Raw genomic sequence first — 20,428 nt, 5'->3', positions numbered from 1 at the left:
CCGGAGCTTTTTTGATCACCACTTTGGGGTTACTGTGCAATGCGTATGGTTCCTGCCGCCCTGGCGCCGTGACTACGTTGCATTGTTCCCATTAGTTTATCCCGCTCTTTTTCAAATTCCGCCCTGGTCACTTTCTTTCCTTTTGAAGGTGCTTTGATCTCTGTGAGATCTGCCTGGTCGCTTAATGAGGTGGCCGTGTACACGGTGCGGCCGTTGTTGATATCAATCCCCAGGATCAGCCCTGGCAGCTGTCCCTGGTACTCTGGACCCGCCGATACCGGGATAGATGGCGTGAACCAAACAACGATATTAGCCGTATCGGCAACCTCTTTTGTTTCCAGTTTACCATTTTCCATCGTGGCGCTGGATCTTTTACCAATGCGTTGCATAACTGCCTGTTGACAGGGATAGTTCAGGATAGTGGTGGTGGCCCCGGTGAGCTTCCAGTTGGGATGCCGGACGCTGTCGGTGATGATATAATTCTTTGCTCCAAATTCAGTTCCTTCTATTATTTGTCCCGTTGCCAGGTTAGTGTATGTTATATCCCCTGCGCCCGCCATTACCATGTGTACTTGCATACCGCCTTCCGGTTCTGCTAATTCCTCCGGTGTATTATCCTCTACTGAACGGCGAAGCGACTGGTCATTGGCAAACAATACCTCGAGCTTGTCTTTATGCGAACGTGGCAATGACTGCGCCATATCGTCGGCCAATCCCTGTATGTGTATTTCCATCTGTGTGGTGCGCTCATATACCACCTTTCCCTGTTTTTGCTGTCCATACACCGAAAGCAGTACCAGCAACGCGGGAAGCGTACAAATAGTTTTTTTCATCTGGTATGTATTTTAAGAAAATAAAGCTATTTCCTTCCGGCGGCAACACAGGTTAATGTAGCTTGACTTAATGTTAATTTAGGTTAATGTTCGCCGGCCGGGCCCCGGGATTTGATAGATTTGCGTTAGTATTGTTATTACTTAACACACATGCGTTATAAACTTTCCATACCGGCTACCGCTTTCCTGATTGGGTTGTCGATACTGCTCATTACTGCTTTCCAGGGATACTGGCTAAGCAAGAATTACCGGGAGGAACAAAAACTGTTTACCTCGCGTACCAACATCCTTTTCCGGGAAACCATTTTCCGCTTGCAGGCTACCAAACTGAAACTTGACTCTACCTTCAGCATACACATTACGGACAGGGAAGGAGTGATGGGAATTTCCAGTGTATTGCATGAACGTTTCAAGGATTCTGCGGCTGTAATAGCGCAGGCAAAACCCGCTATGATCGTGGCTATGAAAGCGGATGACCAGTCGGCAGAGCTAAAAACGATTAACCCACCGGTACATGAAACCTACAATGTGCAGTATGCCCGCACCCAAAACGCTCCGTCTGTACGGGTATTTGATTTTCTCACCGGGGTAGACTCTCTCCGTGATTCCATTACCATCAACGAAGTGGTAGACCGGTACGCCAAAGCATTGCAACGGGAAAAAATAGACGCCGACTTTACTGTTGCTACTGTACCTATTGACACCACCCATCGCTATTTTGGTCCTTTCCCCGACGACCTGGAGAATAATATTGTCACCGTAGGTTTTACCAAACCAATCAGCTACCAGGTGAATTTTGAAAATAACAGCTGGTACCTGCTCCGGCGTATCAGTCAACCGATACTGATATCTGTACTATTACTCGGTGTCACTATTTTCTCCTTCCTGTTGCTGTATCGCAACCTGAAGCAACAGCGGAAGCTGGCTCAACTCAAAAACGACTTTATCAGCAATATGACCCATGAGCTGAAAACACCCATTGCTACGGTGAATGTGGCGATTGAAGCGCTGAGAAGTTTTGATGTACTCGACGACCGTAAAACCACCAACGAATACCTCGATATTTCCGCGCATGAAATGCAACGACTCAGCTTACTGGTGGATAAGGTATTAAAATTGTCTATGTTTGAAAACAGGGAGATTGGCCTCAACAAAGAACAGTTTGATATCCGGGAATTGGCCAGGAGTGTTATGAGCTCTATGAAACTACAGTTTGAAAAACATCGGGCAGTCACCACTCTGCAAACTACCGGCAACAATTTTATTGTGATGGCCGACAAGTTGCATCTCACCAGCGTATTGTATAACTTGCTCGATAATGCGCTGAAGTATAGCGCGAAAGAGCCTAGTATCCTTATTCATATTATTGATCATAAACAATACCTGGAAATTCGTGTAGCCGACAACGGTATCGGCATTGCGAAAGAATATAAAAGCAAGATTTTTGAGAAATTTTTCCGGATACCCAATGGCAACCGGCACAATACAAAAGGATATGGACTTGGGCTAAGTTATGTATCACATATTGTTCAACGGCATATGGGCTTTATAGAAGTAGAAAGTGAGTTAGAGAAAGGCAGCATATTTTCAATTAAAATCCCTTTTGCTGAGGCTGCCGTTATTTATTACGATAAAGGCCGCGCCATCAGGTCAAAAAAACTGTGACATGAAGATTAAAATTCTATATGTTGAAGATGAATTATCCTTGGGTAAGATCGTAAAAGAGAGTCTGCAGCGCCGGGGCTTTGAGGTAGTGTTGGAAAGCGATGGGGCCAATGTGCTGGATGTTTTTAAAGCGATCGATCCCGCGGTATGTATACTAGACGTAATGTTGCCGAATAAAGACGGCTTTGAAGCAGCTGCCGAAATACGCCATATCAACCCGGAGGTACCTATATTGTTTCTCACAGCAAAAACCCAGACCGCCGATCTGGTAAAAGGATTTACGCTGGGGGGCAACGATTATATTCGGAAGCCTTTTAGCATGGAAGAGCTGATTGTGCGTATCGATAATGTATTACGTTACTCGCCTGCCAGTACGGTTCCTACAGCAGACCATATCAGGATCGGCAAATTTCATTTTTATACCAAGAAACAGGTACTGGTCCATGGCAATGAAGAAATAAAGCTATCGTACCGGGAAAGCGAACTGCTTAAACTGCTATATGAAAAACGTGACGGCATTATCGGCAGGAAAAGTATCCTGGATCTGCTGTGGGGGCACGATTCCTTTTTCAACAGCCGGAACCTGGATGTATATATCACCCGGCTGCGAATACATTTAAAGGAAGATGAAAACCTCCAGATCCTCACGATCAAAGGGGTTGGATACAGGTTTGTGCTGGATTAGATGAACAGGCTGGTAACCCAGGTTACTTACTCGCCATTAGAGTATTAATTTTAATCCTGAAAGGCCGGTTTTTTCGAAAAAACCGGCCTTTATTTCTATACAAAGAATTGCTCTGCAATAATTTTACCGTCCTTCACCGTATACACACAAAGTTCCGACACCTTTTCGCGGTCTTTGCCTTTCATTTTGATGTCCATCGTGAGTATAAAGCAAAATGAATTCCCGGCTATTAAGGGAGCAGATACGGTAGTGCCAAACCGGGCTTCCACCATGGCATTAAATTGCTGGTCCTTCTCCTTTAAGGCGGGAAGCCCTTTGGTTTCTTTCTCAAAACCAGGGATGGCGTAGGGTTCTATACTTACAGCATCCTCAGCATACAGCTCGGCTTGTGCCTGGGTAAATTTTTCATTGCGGCAATGTTCTGCCAAACGGGCGGCGATTTGTTCGACTGTCATGGTTAAAATTTTACGTGTCAGAAAATAAGTTACTGGTCGGGAGCTGTATTGCAGGTTCATCCAATGGGTAATTTGTTCTGGCGTGAATCTTTCAGCTGCCCTTGATGCGCTGTACTCCCTCAAACAATGTTCCAGTTAGGGTTGCTGAATTAATATTCATAGCAGTTAAAATACAATAATTAGGGATAGGTTTGTAACTTGGATTTTGCGTGGTGAGGTAACATAATATATATTTATGCAAAAATTGCATAAGGAAATATTGTTTACTATACTTAATATTGCCTTGATCCCTAAAAATAGCAATATACCTAACAGTTAATATCGACCAATTTCTAGCAGTAGTATGGGGCTAAAACGCATTGATAATGAGCAGCAAATACTGGAGCTGGTTGCCGGTGGCAGCGAGGAAGCATTTTCCAAATTATTTCACGGTTATCTGAACCAGGCCGGCAGGGTCGTTTTCGCCATTGTAGGATCAAAGGAACAAACAGAGGAAATCCTGCAGGATTTGTTCGTTAAACTTTGGAAGAACAGAACGCAACTGTCAGATATCAGGGATTTTAATGCCTATTTTTTTATCCTGTTACGTAACCATACACTGAACCATCTCGTGAAGATGGCCACCGAGCGGAAGAAACAGCAGGATTATGCCAGGTTTGCTGTCAACCAGGACGGCCAGGGAAGTATTGCCCCAGATCATCACTTGGACATTTTGGATAAAGCTATTGATGCACTGCCACTGCAGCAAAAAACTGTTTTCCTGCTGCGGTCGCAAGGATATAGGAACCCCGAGATCGCTACCCGTATGAATTTGACTACCGATTCTGTAAAAAAGTATAATCAACTTGCCATTAAATCGATTCATCGCTACCTGAAAGTGCATGTTACCGCTGCCCTGGCGGTTGTTGCCGTTCATTTCGTTAATTAAAATTTTTTTTGCCGGCATATCTCCTTTTTTACCCCTCTTACTGTCTTATATAACAGATACATTCAAGTAGCCGTATATGGAGGAGCAAAGCAGGTTAAATTTTCTGACAGAGAAAGTGATAGATGGCAGCATCACAGCAGCTGAGCGGGAGGAATGGTGGCTGTTATTAGCAGATCCTGAAGCCAAACAGGCCTATGAACACCTGTTTAATACAATTGCCGATACCGACGGCGTTGCGGAAGACCTGTTTTCCAACCAGGAAGCGGCGGTATTGCTTGACAAGATTAAGTCTGCCAGCAAGGAACAGGAATACGCGACACTGGAGCCGGGGCGTGTTTTCCCATTGAAGTTGATCCTGTCGTGGTCGGCAGCTGCGGTTACTTTGACCACCTTCTCTTTATTATCTTACTTTTTTCTCGAAAAAGATGCCAGGTCAGCTGGCACCACTATAGTCAGAACGGAGCAAACCATTCGTAAAGCGCCTTTCATCCAAACCCCTTCCGTTGTAACGCTTACATTATCTGATGGCAAACAAGTAACGCTCGATAGTACCGGGAACAGCCAGATATTTACACAGCCAGGCGCCCATGCAGTTAAGAGCAAAACGGGCGTGCTTACCTACGAAGAAGGAAAAGAGGAGTTGGAAAGGCCGGCAGTTGCCTTTAATACCCTTACCACGCCGCGGGGAAAAACTTATAAAGTAGTGTTGCCAGATGGTAGCCAGGTTTGGCTAAATGCAGCATCGTCTCTTCATTACCCGACACGGTTCGCCGGTGAGGGACGTAAAGTGGAGTTAACAGGGGAAGCCTATTTTGATATTGTAAAGGATGCTGATCATCCATTTATAGTGGCAGCCGGGAAACAAACGATCGCCGTGCTCGGTACCGCATTTAACGTAAAAGCCTATACGGATGAGTCATATATCAATACTACGCTGGTGGAAGGAAGTATTAAGATAGATCCGCAAAACGGAACCGCGCCGAAGCTATTGAAACCGGGAGAGCAGGCTATTTTGGAAAATAACCGGCTGCAGGTAGGTAAGGTCGACATACAACAGGAGATATCCTGGAAGTCCGATTTATTCTATTTCTCAAATACCGATCTGCAGGTAGTTGCCCATCAGCTACAGCGCTGGTATGATATTGAGGTAGATTTCTCTACCCTGCCAACTAAAAAATTATATGGGCAATTGCCCCGTAGCACGCCGCTACCACAATTGTTGAATGCAATCGAAAAAACAAGTAATATAAAATTAAAACTGACGAATCACCGGTTGTTTGCTGAACAATAGCAACCGGATTATCAACCAACAATCATTTCTTACTAAAAATCTGTAGTTATGAGAATTCTTCGTGGCCGCACTTTGGGCCATTGGAAGCGCTATGCCTGTTGCATACTACTGGTAGCCTTCCATTACCTGACAACAGCTGCTGTTGCATTTTCCCAGCAAGTGAGTCTCAAAGTTACCGGGGCACGATTGGAGCAGGTGCTCGAATCGATCCGGTCACAGACGGGCTATGCTTTCATTTTTGATGCAGCGTTCGCAAAAAATGCTTTGCCCGTAACGGTTAACTTGCAGAACGAACCGCTGCAAGGCGCGCTGGAACAGGTGTTTAAAGGGCAGCCATTTACTTTTGAAGTAAATGATAAAATTGTAACTGTCACTGCGTTACCCAAAGCGATGCAGTCGCTGGTAACACTTTCGGGAAGAATCCTCAGTCCCGATAACCAGCCTATAATAGGCGCTACTATTATAGTACAGGGATCTAAGCAGGGGGTTTCTGCAGATGAAAACGGTAAGTTTACCCTTGCCAACATACCGGAAAATGCCAGCATTGTTATCACCTCTATTGGTTTCAATTCTCTCTTACTTAAACTAAACAATGGGGTATTGGCTACTGCCGGAAAGGAGTTCAGAAGCCAGCTGGTAAGAAATGCCTTGCAAAATTTGCTGATCACGTTGCAGCCTTCCTCTTCACAATTGCAGGAGGTAAATGTAACCGTGGGATACGGTACACAAAAAAGAAGGGAAACAACAGCGGCCATTTCTACGATCAAAGGATCCCAGCTGCAAAATAAGCCAGCAGGTTCTATTGAAGGACTACTGCAGGGCCTGGCGCCGGGGCTGGTGGTACAGAATAATTCCGGTATGCCGGGAGGCAGGAGTATGGTGCAAATACGCGGACTTGCTTCCTTTTCCAACTCTGCCAACTCTAACGTGGTGAGCACTCCTTTATTTATTATTGATGGCGTACCGTTGGAACAGGATGTATTTAATCCCTCTGATCCCCGGCAGGCTATTACCAGCGTGTTAGCCGGGTTCAGCCCATTCGACCTGGAGTCAGTGGATGTATTGAAAGATGCATCGGCTACGGCGATATACGGATCCAGGGGCGCCAACGGCGTAATTATTATCAACACCAAACGCGGTAAAATAGGAAAACCAATCGTTACCCTGAACACCCAGTATGGCTTAAGCATGTATCCATCCCTGCGTAGGACACTGGGTGGTAAAGCGGAGCGCGACTTTAAAATAGATCTTTTCAACCAGTATAAATCTGCCAAAGTAGGTGGTGGTGGTACAGACATGCCGATTGAACTAACAGACAGTCTGAATAGCTTCTACAATAACTCTACCGATTGGCAGAAATTATATTTCCGGGATGCTGACCTGAAGAACATCAACCTGAGCGTTAGCGGGGCCACAGAAGCAGCAAGCTACCGGCTGGGTATTGATTACTACAATGAAAAAGGTATCGTGTTGGGTTCCGGCTTTTCCAGGTTTGCGCTCACCTATAATGGGATATTTAAGCCCAGTTCAAAACTAACGATCACCGGTCGCGCCAACCTCAGCCAAACAGATGCCAGTCAGAAAAGAGGCGATACCTATAGTGCCGCCGTTGTAGGCAACAACTTTTCCTCTTCCTTCCGCCCGGGGCCTAACAGTGGTTTCTTCGACAGCTTCCTGGAATCCTATAAGAGAGGAGTGAACCTCGATATTACCAGGAGAGCGCTGGCACAACTGGAGGTGAGCTACGACGTGTTTAAGTTCCTGAATATTACCTCCAGGGCATCCGGTAACTATGAGTTTTACCGCACCCGCTCTTTCGAACCTTCTGCTACCCGCAATGATCAGAAAGCAGCAGCATCCTATTATTCACAGGAGAAGGTAAACCTGTTGAGTGAAACGTTTTTACGGCTTTATCATACTTTCAACGAAAAGCATTCATTCGACTTTGTGTTGGGTAACACCATCAACACCAGCGAGAAGAACAACATCTTTGGGTCCGCCTTCGGTGGCCCCAGCGATGCCCAACAGGTAATCCTGGGGTATCCGCAGGCTAACCTCAAACTGGAAACGCATAATATCCGGTATGGCCTGTTGTCCTACTATTCCAGGCTATCGTATAATTTTAATAAGAAATACCTGTTACAGGGCGTGATGCGTGCGGATGGCTCCTCCAAATTTGGAAAGGACAACCAGTGGGGATATTTCCCCTCACTTTCTGCCGGCTGGGTATTTACAGAGGAGAAGTTCGTTCGCCGCAACATAGGCCGCTGGCTTAATTTCGGTAAACTCCGGGTAAGTACCGGTAAGTCAGGAACCCAATACGAAGATGACTACCTGGCCGTGGGTGCTTACCTCACCAAAAGCGGCGACAATGCCACTTATAACGGTATACCCTTGCTGGCTCCCAACTACGCTGGTAGTAACGGCATGATGTTGCCCAATCTTACCTGGCAAACTACGAAGGACCAGGGCGTGGGCCTCGACCTGGAATTTTTCAACAGCCGCTTAACAATGGTACTCGATTACTACAATAAACGTACAGATGGTTTCCTCTTCCCGGATGCGTTGAACAGTACCAGCGGCTATGCTTCCAGGAATATCAACAGCGGAGCCGTTCGTAACTACGGATATGAAGCCGCTATCACCGGCTATATCACCAAACCGGGCAAGAACTTCCAATATTCTGTAACGCTCATTGGCGCCATTAACCGCAATGAACTCACCAAATTGCCTGATTTTGGCAGAAGCGTATCAAGAAGCAACTATGCAGTAGGACAGCCTTACCTGCAGATTGGCCGCCCACTCAACGGATTTTACCTGATGAAGTACCTAGGCGTATATCCAACAGATGAATCTGTACCAGTAAACAAGTATACCGGTAAAAAATTATATCCCAATACAAGTGGATTTACTTCCCAGGACCCTTACAAGGCTGGCGATATTATGTTGCTGGATGTAAATGGAGATGGAAGGATTGGGGTAATGGATAATTCTGACCGTGTTTATTGTGGTGATCCTAATCCTAAGTTTACCGGTAGCATCACCCAAAATTTCAGTTATCGGTTTAAGAACAATTCTACCCTTTCACTCGACCTGTTTTTCAACTACTCTGTTGGCAACAAGGTATTCAATAAAGTGCTGGCCGATCGTATCAAGGGAGTAAGCTGGACTGCCAGCGAAAACGTGAATTACCCTGGCGGACAAAGAAACCTCCTGGATGTTTCAGACCTGGACGTGTGGACACCCCAACATACCAACGCTAAATTCCCGGTACTGAATCCCTGGAGATATTACGGAACCTCCAGTTATGATTTTATCGGCAACTATGAAACCAATACCGACTTGTTTCTCGAAGATGGCAGCTTTATACGCCTGAACAACGTTAATGTGGGATACGACTTTTCACCTGCAGCGTTGAACCGGATTAACATCAGGCGGCTCAGGGTATATGCCGGGATGAGCAATGTATTCATCATCAAAAGATATACCGGTGTGGATCCCGAGAACGTAGATCCTTACGGCTATGACCTGGGTAATGGTTACCCCCTTCCATATAAATTTAACTGCGGCTTTAATTTTGAATTCTAAGCATATGAAGAGATTAATCAATCGGAGAAACAGCCTGATATGCACGATCTTGTTATCCTGCGTAGTATTGTTTTCCTGTAAGAAAATATTGGATCCGGAAATTATAGAAATGCCAACTGCCGACAACGCGATCACCATGCCGGCAGACGTAGAAAAAAGTGTAGCTGCTGCCTATTCTTTTCTCCGGGCAGTAGTGCCGGATAAAGTTTTCCTCATGGGAGATGTGCGAGCCGACTTATTTTCCAGCTATTCCCAGAGTTCCAATGTGCGCATAGAAACGCCCATCGCTACCAATAGTGCCGCCGCACTGCTGAATAACGATGGTGGTAACTGGAACCAGTTTTACACCGTAATAGCGCAATGTAACCTCGTACTGGAAAGAATTCCCAACATAAAAGGATATGATGAGCTGCTTAAACGCAGGCACATAGGAGAAGCCAGCTTTATCAGGGCGCTTGCCTACTTTTACCTGGTAAGATTTTGGGGAGATGTACCCTTGAACCTGAAGAGCGTGGATATCGATAACCTGTCGAGAGCCCCACAGGCTGAGGTATTTGCACAGATCAGGTCCGACCTCGACGTGGCTATTGCCAACCTGGAGCTGGATTACGGCGATGGCGACAGGGCGGTAAGAGCCACCAGGGGCGCTGCCTGGGCTATCAAAGCACATCTGCTTGGATGGATGCAGGACTACGCCGGATGCGAAAAATTATGCGACAGCGTTATCACCAAAGGTCCCTACAGCCTGGTAACAGATACCATGAACCTGATCAGCATCTTCGTGGGAAAATCAAGGGAAGGCATCTTTGAACTGAATTTCGACGCCAACTTAAGAGAAGTACAAAAGAACCGTGTATATAACAGAACGCTGGGCCGGCCCTGGTATAAAGATGTTTCCGACGGTGGTGGCGGGTCCGACAGGTACCTGCTGTGCCCTACCCGGCAGCAGCTCAATGTGATGTTCCCTCCCAGTGCAGTAGACGCACGGTTGTTTACCTGGTTTATCCGTGAAACCTACCTGCAAGGGGTAAACGAAGACCGCATTTTCTTTGGCAAATACAGAACCCTGCAACTCAAAGGTGATACTTCTTCCCAGAATATCAATGAGTCTAATATCATCATTACCCGCCTGGCGGATATCATGCTGCTGCGCGCCGAGGCACTGGCCAGCACTGCAGTGGGAAGACCCGGAGAAGCGGCCGTATTGCTAAATAAGGTGAGACAGCGTGCATTTGCCACACCTTATACAGGTGGTGGTAATATACAGGATACCATCCTGTTGGAACGTAAGAAGGAACTGATAGGAGAAGGACAATACTTCTTCGACCTGGTGCGCAACCGGAAACTGGATAAAGATTCGAAGATCACAGCCGGCGACTGGTACCAGAAGGGTGCATGGTTGCTGCCGATCAACCAAACCATTATTGCCAAAAGTAATTTTGCTATCACTCAGAATGAATTCTGGAAATAACTAGTTGTATGAAGAAAAATATTTCATGGAAGAAGGCTGCGCTCCTGGTAGCGGTATCAGCGCTCCTGTTCACAGCCTGCAGAAAGAATGATTATTATATAGATGGCGGCTTATCAGCACAATCTGAGGCGGAAAAGAAAATGCTGTTATACGATTTCCTGGCCAGCAGATCTAATCACATGTTCGACTCGCTGGTAAAAATCATCGACCTCACTAATGCCAAAGACCTGGTCAATAAACCCGGTATTACTTTCTTTGCAGCGCCCAACACAGCGGTAGCGCGGTTGCAGATGAACTATAACCCGGATGACCGCCAAACGCTCAAACCCCTGGAAGGCATTGGGAAAGATACCCTGTTGAACCTGCTGAAACGCTTCATCATTACAGATGGAAGGATTTCGCTGGAACAGGCGGTGAATGATAAGTCGAAGTTTTACCAGGCTGCCAATGGCGATAGCGTTTATATCAACGGAAAGGGAGGCGGTACAGGCGCCACCAGCTCTATACAAACTTCCGCTTATTACCTGGAGTATGTACACGTGAAAATACCAGGTGTAGATTCAACCAGGTTCACCGGGTCTATTCAAACGCATAACCTGATAACAGCCAATGCCACCGTGCATGTATTGACCAATGGCGCCAGCTTCGCTTCAGGACTGAAACAAAGGTATAACCGGTAATCTTAATGATCTTTATTATGAAAGCATTCATGAACATAAAAAACAAATGGTGGCTGCTGATCGCGGTATTTGCTGCATCCTGCAAAAAAGACAGCACCGATGGTTTCCTGAGCCCGGCGCTCAAGTACACCAACCCATCCATAAAAGTAGCCGTGGGCGCCTCCCTCATTCAATCCGGCGCTATGGTAACCGATGAATCCACAAAACCGTTGACGTTCAGTATAGACGGCATCTACTATGAAGACGGAAAATTAGCGGACAAGGTGATGGCCTATAAGGTAGATACCTACTTCTGGCAGGCGGAGTATACCGGAAAGGAAAAAACAGTAGAGGAACTCAATCAGAAACGCACAAAGGTAAACCGCCCGGCGATTGATATCAATCCCGAAAATGGTAACATCGTTATATATCCTGAAGCATCAGATACCACGCAGCTGGTCAAAGGAAAATATATCATCGATGTGAGGGTGAAGAACAGTGGTGGGGAAATAGTGGTAAAAAAGGCGCTGACCATTGATGTGAGCTATGCGTTACCATACTACTACCGGTTTGCAGGGGTGGATGGAAATCTCACCGGCATCGATGTTACCTTCGACCGGCAGCAGCCTACCGGTAATAAAATACTGGTATACGTATTGAAGAAAGACGGCTCGCCGGTGGATCCGAAGTTACTCCTCGGATATGATTATTCCTCTACACCTGGCGTAACAGATCTGAAAGACTGGCATAGTCTCGGTTTAAACAACCCTACCAAATACACGGAGTTTCCCGATCACCTGGAACTGGAAATAGCCGGGTACCCGCTGCCTTTTGTAGCGGGGCAGGTATTGAGGATTGATATGTATAACAATGGGGAAGTAAACGGACAATATTTTAACTATTGGTTCGATATGGCGATACTCAAAGAAGGTATCTGGAAAGTTACTATCAAGTTGAAATATAATTAGGGTTGTCGGTAAACAGTGAGCAATCAGGGGATACACGTTTCTACGTGTTCCCCCTTTTTTATTTACTACTACCGCATCATTTCCCTGACCGTAACCCGATCATATTTCCCTCCGAATCTTCTATCAACGCGATGAATCCGTATTCGCCGATATTTTGTTTGGGACGGACCACTTTACCGCCGGCGCCTTCCACGCGGCTTAAGGTATCCTCTATATCTACGGTATCGAAATATACAAGGGTACCGCCAATTCCGGGCGGCGCTACATCGAGTTTTACCAGTGCGCCGCAGGCATTGGGAGCCTGTTCGTTGCCGGCAAAAACGGCGTATTCCATCTGGCTATGCCTGTCGTTGTTGACCGGGAGATCTGTAAGTGTACATTTAAATACGTCTGTATAGAACTTTTTAGCTCTCTTAAAATCGGACGTATAGATCTCAAACCAATTCACTGCATTTTTCATATTGCCTGTTTTAAAGTTGAATCAATGATTCAAAATTAAAAGAGGCCGGCAAAAGTGGACTTGTCCTATGGCAAGAAATGCTAGCCTGCGGCGATTTCTTTCCGGATCCGGCTCAGCGAGCTGTCGGTGATGCCGAGGTAAGAGGCAATGTATTTTAAAGGAGAGAGGGCGACGATGGTTGGCCTTGTAGCAATCAGCTGCAGATACCGGTCGGTGGCGCTGACCGTGAAAGCCTGGATAGAGCGCTGTTTCAAAACGAATAGCTGGTGGGTGGCCCAGTTTCTTCCCCATTCCCGGAATCCTTCTACCGTTTGCAGCAGCTGCTGGAAATCATCATAAGCTATCTTCCACGCAGTGACGGCCGGGATGGCCTGGAAGTTTTCGTTGGAAGGGATGCGTTGAAAAAGGGAGAAAGATTCTATCAGTATATCACCTGGACAGTAATATTCAGTAGTTATTTCATTACCATTATAATCATACAGGAATGACCGGCATAATCCCTGTTCAATGGCATAAAATTCCCGGGCAGTTTTGCCAGCTTCCAGCAACAGCATGCCGGGCGTGAGGTCAATTTTCGTATGCGCTTCGGCGATAGCTTTATAATCGTTGTCCTTGAGAAGGGGATGATGATAGATGGTTTGGAAGAAAGAGGTGTCGGTCATCTGGCAACATTTTCTATTTCGATACATATCTCAGCCACACCACATCTCCGGCTAACTTCTCCACACCTGCCAGTTTCAGTAGGGCTGCTTTTCCTTTACCTGCCTGGTTGGTAATTTCAAATACAGTGGGGGTATTGGGCGTGCCATCGGCAATGGGTACAATGAGTACGCTGAATTCATCGATAAGCCCTTCATTGAGGAAGGTGCCGTTGAGGATGCTGCCGCCTTCGAGCATCAGTTGTTTGATGGGAAACAGGGTGGTAAGATGATGTAAGGCTTTTTTGATGTCTACTTCTTTTTTCCCGGCAAAGACGTAGGATATTTTTTTACGTTGCAGGTAGTAGAGGTAATCATCGCTGACATCTTCGGTAAGAACAGCAATGATATGATCGCCACCAATTTCGTTGGTATCCCAGGCTAGCTTCCCTTTGGTGTCGACGGTTACCGCAAAGCTTTTGGCTGTTTTGTCGCCTATGAAAGGAGCGCGGCTCATGGTATTGGTGGGTTGGATGAGTTCTGCTTTAGCGCCTTCATAAAAGTCTTTTTCCAGCGATACCCGGCCAAGTATCCATCCCTGTGTGTGATAGTCTTCGTGAATTTTATTATAGAGAGCAGAATACTGCTTTACTTTTTGTGGATGTTCCCAATTTTCGGTAAGTATTTTTCCGTTGATGGATGCCACCATGTGGCAGATGATATATGGTTTGTTCATTGTTGGGAAGTTAAGGGTAATGCGGCCCGTTGATAGATATCCTTTTAAAAATGCAAAGGATACCGGACTTTTCCCGGCTAAGGTAGAAAAAATGGGCCGTTTAGACTAAGTAGGATTTTAATGATATTATATAAACAAGATTTTATTATCAGCTTATCTCATTCTGATAAAATAAAATAATTTAGAAAGAAAAGTCTCACATATAATTCCTATCCTATATTTATACATTGTTAAAATTGCCCACAGCCGCTCTATCTGCTATCGGCTGCAGCGACTAACAGGAGCCTGTCGCAGCTGCTGAGTCGCAACCCGCATCTACTCTTCACCCTGCTAAAAATGCGCGGCATAATACCTAATTGCGGAACTTTGCATTGGAAACAGATTCTTTCATCTAAAACCATAGACTATGAAAAAGATGATGAATTATGTATTGGTAGCAGGTATGGGTTTGGTGGCCGTTGGTATGATACCGGCAACTGTTAGTGGGAACACAATGGGGCATCGTCACCATATGAAGAAAGAAGAAAGAAGGGAAGAGAGGAGAATGCGTAAGGAAGAGAAGAATCATATAGAAATTATCTCACCAGCGCAATCCGGAAATATGATGCCACAGGCAGCATTGCCTGTAACGGAAGCATATGTTCCGAAGGAGGTAGTAAACACCTTTGAATCTAAGTATGGATCTGCATTATACGATATTACACCACTTCAGGGCGCCAATGGGGTAGACCGTTATTGTGTGCGCACGTTGAACAATGGTGTAGCGGAAGCGGTCACTGTGGATGGTTCCGGTGCTCCGGCCATGTAATTGTTTCCCTTTATCCGTGAATATTTTAGCCTCCTGGTGTGATGCCGGGAGGCTTTTTTGTAGCTTATTGCCTGTATTGATAAAATATCCCCGTATCAAAAATCGTCCAGCGGCAGGCTTTTTGCCCGCAGCTTTTCAGGCCACTGTTAGCCCAGGTATTACAGGTATGAAAAAGGTTATAACTGCCTTTGGCTTCATAAAAAGCATCGTTATTATCATAATTGGCGGTGGTGTTTATCTTCACAGGCAGGCCATCGGCGCCGGTTTTAAAGCTGTCGTTGATATATAGTATTAACCGGGCGTATTGAGAGGCGCTGATCATGATCCTGCAACAACTTTCATTTTCCTGGAGGCGGTGATAGTAGGTGGCATGGATGGCGGCGGTACTTAAGTTGAAAGCGGCTTTGAAGGCAGTACTGACCTTTAGATCAGCCCAGGTGGGCGTTTCCAGGTAAAATCCTTTATCGCCCCAACCGAAGGCCAGGAGCTGTGCACTGCTATCGTTGGCAATGGTGTTATGATAGGGAATACGGGTGCTCCAGTCGATCTGTACGGTGCGAACAGGCACCACCAGGTCAGTGTGCACACCATTGGTAAGGATATAAATGGGAATGTCTGCGTCATTTACCAGTTCTTTGGTGGTGCTCATACGGGAAAGGGTATACGCTGATAGCAGGTATATACCGATCAGGCTAAAAAAGGTTAACAGGGTGTAGGCGATGCACTTCAGTACTTTCTTCACTTCAAGACGTTTTATGAAATCGACAAATTAGTAATTTTATTTATTTTGCAGACAAATCAGTTTTATTAACCCTGGTTACAGCTTTACACATGTTCCCTTTTTGGAGTGACTATTATTATCTTGTTATTATATTACAAATTATCTGTGCCGTACATGCGCTGAAAAATGGCAGAAGAGAATGGTTGTTTTTTATCATATTTGTTCCCCTGATTGGCGTAGCTGTTTATTTTATCCGCGAGATCCTGCCGGAGCTGAGTAGCGGCGATGTAGGCGAAAAGCTGATGCGCAGCATCTGGCCCGATGGACGCATCAAAGAGTGGGAGCGTAAGGTGCGTATATCTGATACCGTTACCAACAAGTTGCAGCTGGCCGACGCCTATGCGCAGCGGCAGCAATACGAAAAAGCCATTTCGCTGACCCAGGAATGCGCGCATACTTTTACAAAAGACCCGGGGATATTATTGCAGCTGGCGCGCTACCAGTTCCTGGGTGGATATTATGCCGGTAGTATCCAGAACTTCGACCGGGTAAATGCCAGCAAGGGAGTAAGAATGAGCAAAGTGGAAGATGAGCTGATGTATGCCCAGGCGCTAGAATACACCGGGCAGCCGGATTTGGCAGAAGCGGCCTACCAGAAGATTATCCAGGTACATCACTCCCTGGAGGCGATGTATTATTATGGATTGATGCTGAAGAAACAGCAGCGAATCGCTGAAGCCCGCGCGCAGTTTGAGCATACCAAAGCGGAAATAGACCTGCATCCCAAATATGTGAGGCGAACTTTACGCAAGTGGGTAGCGCTTTCTAAAAAAGAATTGAGCGGCCTGTAAAAAGGAGAGCCCCCCGCTGAAGCAGGGGGCGTTATTTCTACGCTATAAATACGGTTCTTTGGGAAGAACACCTTAAACACAAAGTATCTTTACAGCACGTAGTAGGCTGGCTTTTCTTCTGGTTCTTCCGGCGCATGGTATTGCTCATGCAGCATTTGCCGGAGGTCCTTTTCGATATTCCGGGAAATGGTGGTCACCGGTGTATCGGTAGGTTTGTTCTCAAACGGATCCTGCAGGTTGATGGCCATCTTTTCTATCAGCAGGAAAGAAGAGGCAATGGCTACTACCAGTGGTATCTCCATAAATCCAAGCACATCTATCAATGCAAAGGGCAATAACAGTATAAAGAAGATGAGCGTAAAGTGAGTGTACAGGCTGTAGGTAGCCGGGAACACCGTATTTTTAATACGTTCACATTTTCCCATGGCATCGCATAGCCGCGACAAGGTTTCATCCAGCGCTATTTGCTGATACTGGTTAATCCAGCCTTGTTCCAGGGCATATTTGAGGTCCTTTCCATGTAAGAGCAACAAGGCAGCCGGCACATTATCATATTTCATCAGGTAGTTAAGTTCCCTTCTTGTTAAAAGTCTGTCTAAACCTTTCAGCGGATCTGTCTTGCGTAACGATTGTCCGAGGCTATAGCACCAGGCTGCCTGTCGCTTTACAAAGCGCTCCTGGAACAGGGTCAGGTCTTCCGACTGATACGTTGCATCCATCAAACTGAGTACCTGCCTTGTGAGTGAGCGCGAATCATTTACAATGGCGCCCCATATGCTTCTGGCTTCCCACCAGCGGTCGTAGGCCTGGTTAGACCGGAAAGCCAGCAGGAGGGAAAGTACCGTACCCAATACCATGGGTACTGCAATGGGGATCACCAGGTTGGTGACATCATACCGGTAATAGAGGATGTTGATGGTGAGCGAATAAACCGCTACCAGCATGATTTCGAACCTGATTTTGCCGAATACATATTTAAGGGGGATATTTTTCTTGAGTAACATAACCTTGCTTTTATTCTGTTGCCAGCAAAAGTGCTGATATGGTGGACATGTTGGCCACAAACCGTTGTTTCTGCAATTGAATCTTCATTTTCGGGTAGTTGCATTTGCTGATCAGTTTTTCCGGATCATAGCTCCTTTTGGAAGGCGGCGTATATTCATGATCTACAGGTTGGATGATCAGGTCGATGTTTTGTGCCAGCAGGAAGTTGCGCAATGCTGCGCGGGTGCTGCCGTGAAAGAATTCAATTTTCAGCTGGTGAATAGCGGAAGAATATTTATTACGGATAATTTCACAACCATCCTGGAAGTCGGCCGAAATCAGCTCTACGTGCCTGCTGTTGCGGGTGTAGGTAACCAGGTCGAACAGCGAGTCGGGCATCTGTAAAGCATGCATCAATATGATATTTACCTGTTCGTAGGGGTGTTGTGCCACAATGCTGTGCACATAACTGAGAGATCGTATGGAGAAGTCTGTTGGAATTAGAATATTTTTCATATCTGGTAGCTTTTATGATCACAAAATTATTGGGCGCATATAAGGAACCAGTAAGAGCGGGGTTAAAAGGTTGTAAGAATGTGGTAAGAATTCGGTAAGAAAGCAAAGTCTACAGTGGAAGCTCCACCCTGATCTCGGTTCCGTGGTTTATCTGGCTATTTACGATGATGTCGCCCTTATGCATACGGATGATATTCATGGCCAGTGGCAGACCAATACCATACCCTTTAAAATGGGACGTATTGGAGGCCCGGAAGAAGGGAGAGAAGATATAGGGGAGGTCTTCCGCAGGGATACCGATGCCCAGGTCTTTTACGATGATGATATTTTTCTTTTCGGTGGCTGCCAGCGCGATGGATACTGGCTGGTTATTAGAATATTTCACGGCATTCATGACGATATTGCTGAGGGCTAGTTCCAGCAGTTGTTCATTGCCGGGAATCAGCAGTTTATCTTCTTCTTCGGGGAAAAGGCTGTAGTCGATCTCCACCTTATTGCCGGGATGGAGTTTATCGATGGTATGTTTTACGGTAAACAGCAATTCATCGCTGCGGAGCTGGCTCCATTCCTGCTTTTTGCCGTCGAAGCCGGTCTGGGCCAGGTGCAGGAGGCTTTTGGTGATATGCTCCAGTCGCCCTGCCTCGCTCAGAATGTTTTGGAGCGAATAGATATATTTTTCGGAGGTACGTTCTTTATTGAGGGCCAGTTCGGCTTCCCCGATGATGGCAGTAAGCGGGGTGCTCAGTTCGTGGGAAGCGTTGCTCACAAAGTTATTTTGGGTTTCGAAGGCCGTTTCCAGGCGGTCGAGCATATTATTGAAGGTATTGGCCAGGTCATTGATTTCATCGCCGCTATTTTCTACGTTGAGCCGCAGGTGGAGATTGCGGGAGCTGATACTTTTTACTTGCCCCATCATATGCCGGATCGGCTGGAGTATATAGCGGGAGAAGAAAATGCCGGCGCCTATTAATATCAGGCTCGAGGCCACGGAGCTGATGATTAAAATCCTGCGAAGCCAGCCCAGGTATTCCGCATTGTATTTGTTGATAGCAGAAACAATCACGATGTAGAGGCCCTGTTTGCTTTTATAGAGCACGCCTTCATAGAAGAGGTCGCCTTCCCGGTAGGTGGCTTTTTTTTCCCTGATTACCTGGGAGTAGAAGTCGGCGGGGAGCGCCAGCTGTTCATTGTTATGAATGGAGCTGTCGGCGGCCAGGGGGAGGAAGTATTCCTTTTCGGAAGGGAGTTTTTCCAGGTGTTCATCCCGGATTTCATTATAGATGGCAGAATCGGATTCGTAATAGGGAAGGGTGGCTTTGGCACTGAGATAGGCGCGTATTTCCAGTCGTTTGTAGAAGTCCTCGAAGGAGTGTTGGTTAGCGAAATAATACACCAGTATACTCATCATGAGGATGGTGGAAACGGTTAAACCGGCAAACAGCAGTAATATCTTAGTACGTATTTTCATCGGCCTTATTTTCCCTGATCATGTATCCGAGTCCCACTACGGTATGAATGAGTTCTGCCGGGTTATGCTTATTAATTTTTTTCCGGAGATAGTTGATATATACGTCTACCACTTTGGTATTCATATTAAATTCGATGCCCCATACCTGTTCCAGTATTTCCAGGCGGGAGAGCACTTTCCGGGGATTTTTCAGCAGGTATTCCAGCAGCCGGTATTCTGTAGCGGTCAGGGCAATGGTTTTTCCCTGCCGGTTGGCTGTTTTGGTATCTGTATCCAGCTCGAGGTCGGCCAAACTAAGTATAGCCGGCGACGTTGGAACAACGGGAATATCGGTATTATTGGCTTTCCTTCTGAGCAGGCTGCGGATGCGGGCTTCGAGCTCCTGTAATTTGAATGGTTTTACGAGGTAGTCGTCGGCGCCGCTATCGAGTCCCATCACAATATTTTCGGTGGTGCCGAGGGCGGTAAGCATGAGTATAGGCACTTCCAGCTGCGCTTTTCGCAGGGAGCGGCATACCTCGATGCCATTGAGGCCAGGCAGCATTACATCGAGTATAATGAGCCGGAAGGATGGGTTATTGAGCGCCATTTGGAGGCCGCTGTTGCCGTCGGGAGCTACGCTGACTTCGTAGCCGGCTTCAGCGAGGCCGCGGGTAATAACGGATACTACAGCAGGTTCATCTTCTATCAGTAATAGCTTCAT

The 20,428-nt window shown here is 46.3% G+C and carries 20 protein-coding genes; 10 read left to right on the top strand and 10 right to left on the bottom strand.

Annotated elements, in window-relative coordinates; genetic code table 11:
- Positions 1-29: 29 nt before the first annotated feature.
- Positions 30-833, bottom strand: coding sequence for a GLPGLI family protein (locus tag HGH90_RS29395; RefSeq protein ID WP_169192577.1), 804 nt, complete (start codon positions 831-833; stop codon positions 30-32).
- 150 nt (positions 834-983) lie between these two features.
- Here HGH90_RS29395 and HGH90_RS29390 point away from each other — a divergent pair, with 150 nt between their 5' ends.
- Both HGH90_RS29390 and HGH90_RS29385 read left to right on the top strand, forming a co-directional pair.
- The gene (locus HGH90_RS29390; RefSeq protein WP_169192576.1) at positions 984-2,498 is read left to right on the top strand and encodes a sensor histidine kinase; all 1,515 of its coding nucleotides are present in this window, start codon (positions 984-986) and stop codon (positions 2,496-2,498) included.
- A gap of 1 nt (position 2,499) precedes the next feature.
- Complete coding sequence (locus tag HGH90_RS29385; protein ID WP_168764585.1) at positions 2,500-3,183, top strand: response regulator transcription factor; 684 nt, start codon at positions 2,500-2,502, stop codon at positions 3,181-3,183.
- Between the two features lie 95 nt (positions 3,184-3,278).
- Here HGH90_RS29385 and HGH90_RS29380 read toward each other — a convergent pair whose 3' ends face one another.
- Complete coding sequence (locus HGH90_RS29380) at positions 3,279-3,638, bottom strand: nuclear transport factor 2 family protein (protein ID WP_168764584.1); 360 nt, start codon at positions 3,636-3,638, stop codon at positions 3,279-3,281.
- Positions 3,639-3,981: 343 nt separating this feature from the next.
- Here HGH90_RS29380 and HGH90_RS29375 point away from each other — a divergent pair, with 343 nt between their 5' ends.
- The 6 genes from HGH90_RS29375 to HGH90_RS29350 all read left to right on the top strand — a co-directional run bounded on the left by HGH90_RS29375 (position 3,982) and on the right by HGH90_RS29350 (position 12,543).
- Positions 3,982-4,566 (top strand): RNA polymerase sigma factor, encoded by a 585-nt coding sequence (locus tag HGH90_RS29375; RefSeq protein ID WP_168764583.1) that lies wholly within the window; start codon positions 3,982-3,984, stop codon positions 4,564-4,566.
- A gap of 76 nt (positions 4,567-4,642) precedes the next feature.
- Complete coding sequence (locus tag HGH90_RS29370; protein ID WP_169192575.1) at positions 4,643-5,857, top strand: FecR family protein; 1,215 nt, start codon at positions 4,643-4,645, stop codon at positions 5,855-5,857.
- A 48-nt stretch (positions 5,858-5,905) separates the two neighbouring features.
- Positions 5,906-9,445, top strand: a complete 3,540-nt coding sequence (locus HGH90_RS29365; RefSeq protein WP_168764581.1) for a SusC/RagA family TonB-linked outer membrane protein — start codon at positions 5,906-5,908, stop codon at positions 9,443-9,445.
- Between the two features lie 4 nt (positions 9,446-9,449).
- The gene (locus HGH90_RS29360) at positions 9,450-10,916 is read left to right on the top strand and encodes a RagB/SusD family nutrient uptake outer membrane protein (protein ID WP_169192574.1); all 1,467 of its coding nucleotides are present in this window, start codon (positions 9,450-9,452) and stop codon (positions 10,914-10,916) included.
- Between the two features lie 8 nt (positions 10,917-10,924).
- Positions 10,925-11,596, top strand: coding sequence for a fasciclin domain-containing protein (locus HGH90_RS29355; protein WP_168764579.1), 672 nt, complete (start codon positions 10,925-10,927; stop codon positions 11,594-11,596).
- Positions 11,597-11,613: 17 nt separating this feature from the next.
- The gene (locus HGH90_RS29350) at positions 11,614-12,543 is read left to right on the top strand and encodes a DUF5007 domain-containing protein (RefSeq protein WP_168764578.1); all 930 of its coding nucleotides are present in this window, start codon (positions 11,614-11,616) and stop codon (positions 12,541-12,543) included.
- Between the two features lie 76 nt (positions 12,544-12,619).
- Here HGH90_RS29350 and HGH90_RS29345 read toward each other — a convergent pair whose 3' ends face one another.
- From HGH90_RS29345 to HGH90_RS29335, 3 genes are all read right to left on the bottom strand, one after another.
- Complete coding sequence (locus HGH90_RS29345) at positions 12,620-13,003, bottom strand: VOC family protein (RefSeq protein ID WP_169192573.1); 384 nt, start codon at positions 13,001-13,003, stop codon at positions 12,620-12,622.
- A gap of 80 nt (positions 13,004-13,083) precedes the next feature.
- Positions 13,084-13,665: a Crp/Fnr family transcriptional regulator gene (locus HGH90_RS29340; protein ID WP_169192572.1), complete on the bottom strand. Its 582-nt coding sequence runs from the start codon at positions 13,663-13,665 to the stop codon at positions 13,084-13,086.
- A 13-nt stretch (positions 13,666-13,678) separates the two neighbouring features.
- Positions 13,679-14,377, bottom strand: a complete 699-nt coding sequence (locus HGH90_RS29335) for a dihydrofolate reductase family protein (RefSeq protein ID WP_168764575.1) — start codon at positions 14,375-14,377, stop codon at positions 13,679-13,681.
- A gap of 406 nt (positions 14,378-14,783) precedes the next feature.
- Between HGH90_RS29335 and HGH90_RS29330 the strand changes: the two genes are divergently transcribed.
- The gene (locus HGH90_RS29330) at positions 14,784-15,185 is read left to right on the top strand and encodes a hypothetical protein (RefSeq protein WP_169192571.1); all 402 of its coding nucleotides are present in this window, start codon (positions 14,784-14,786) and stop codon (positions 15,183-15,185) included.
- A 64-nt stretch (positions 15,186-15,249) separates the two neighbouring features.
- On the opposite strand, the gene HGH90_RS29325 is transcribed toward HGH90_RS29330, so the two are convergent.
- Positions 15,250-15,927 carry a TIGR02117 family protein gene (locus HGH90_RS29325; protein ID WP_317166187.1) on the bottom strand — a complete coding sequence of 226 codons (678 nt, stop codon included), beginning with the start codon at positions 15,925-15,927 and terminating at the stop codon, positions 15,250-15,252.
- 89 nt (positions 15,928-16,016) lie between these two features.
- Here HGH90_RS29325 and HGH90_RS29320 point away from each other — a divergent pair, with 89 nt between their 5' ends.
- On the top strand, positions 16,017-16,757 hold the full coding sequence (locus HGH90_RS29320) for a hypothetical protein (protein WP_168764573.1): 741 nt from the start codon (positions 16,017-16,019) through the stop codon (positions 16,755-16,757).
- A gap of 89 nt (positions 16,758-16,846) precedes the next feature.
- On the opposite strand, the gene HGH90_RS29315 is transcribed toward HGH90_RS29320, so the two are convergent.
- The 4 genes from HGH90_RS29315 to HGH90_RS29300 form a co-directional block, all read right to left on the bottom strand.
- Positions 16,847-17,761 carry a bestrophin family protein gene (locus HGH90_RS29315; protein WP_168764572.1) on the bottom strand — a complete coding sequence of 305 codons (915 nt, stop codon included), beginning with the start codon at positions 17,759-17,761 and terminating at the stop codon, positions 16,847-16,849.
- Positions 17,762-17,771: 10 nt separating this feature from the next.
- Positions 17,772-18,257 carry a hypothetical protein gene (locus tag HGH90_RS29310; protein WP_168764571.1) on the bottom strand — a complete coding sequence of 162 codons (486 nt, stop codon included), beginning with the start codon at positions 18,255-18,257 and terminating at the stop codon, positions 17,772-17,774.
- Between the two features lie 109 nt (positions 18,258-18,366).
- On the bottom strand, positions 18,367-19,725 hold the full coding sequence (locus HGH90_RS29305) for a sensor histidine kinase (RefSeq protein ID WP_168764570.1): 1,359 nt from the start codon (positions 19,723-19,725) through the stop codon (positions 18,367-18,369).
- On the bottom strand, positions 19,709-20,428 hold the full coding sequence (locus HGH90_RS29300; protein WP_168764569.1) for a response regulator transcription factor: 720 nt from the start codon (positions 20,426-20,428) through the stop codon (positions 19,709-19,711). Before HGH90_RS29300 ends, HGH90_RS29305 begins: the two co-directional genes overlap by 17 nt.

It is taken from the genome of Chitinophaga sp. Ak27, from assembly GCF_012726295.1.
In the GTDB taxonomy this organism is placed as follows: domain Bacteria; phylum Bacteroidota; class Bacteroidia; order Chitinophagales; family Chitinophagaceae; genus Chitinophaga.
This window is presented reverse-complemented; position numbering and strand designations above follow the sequence as displayed.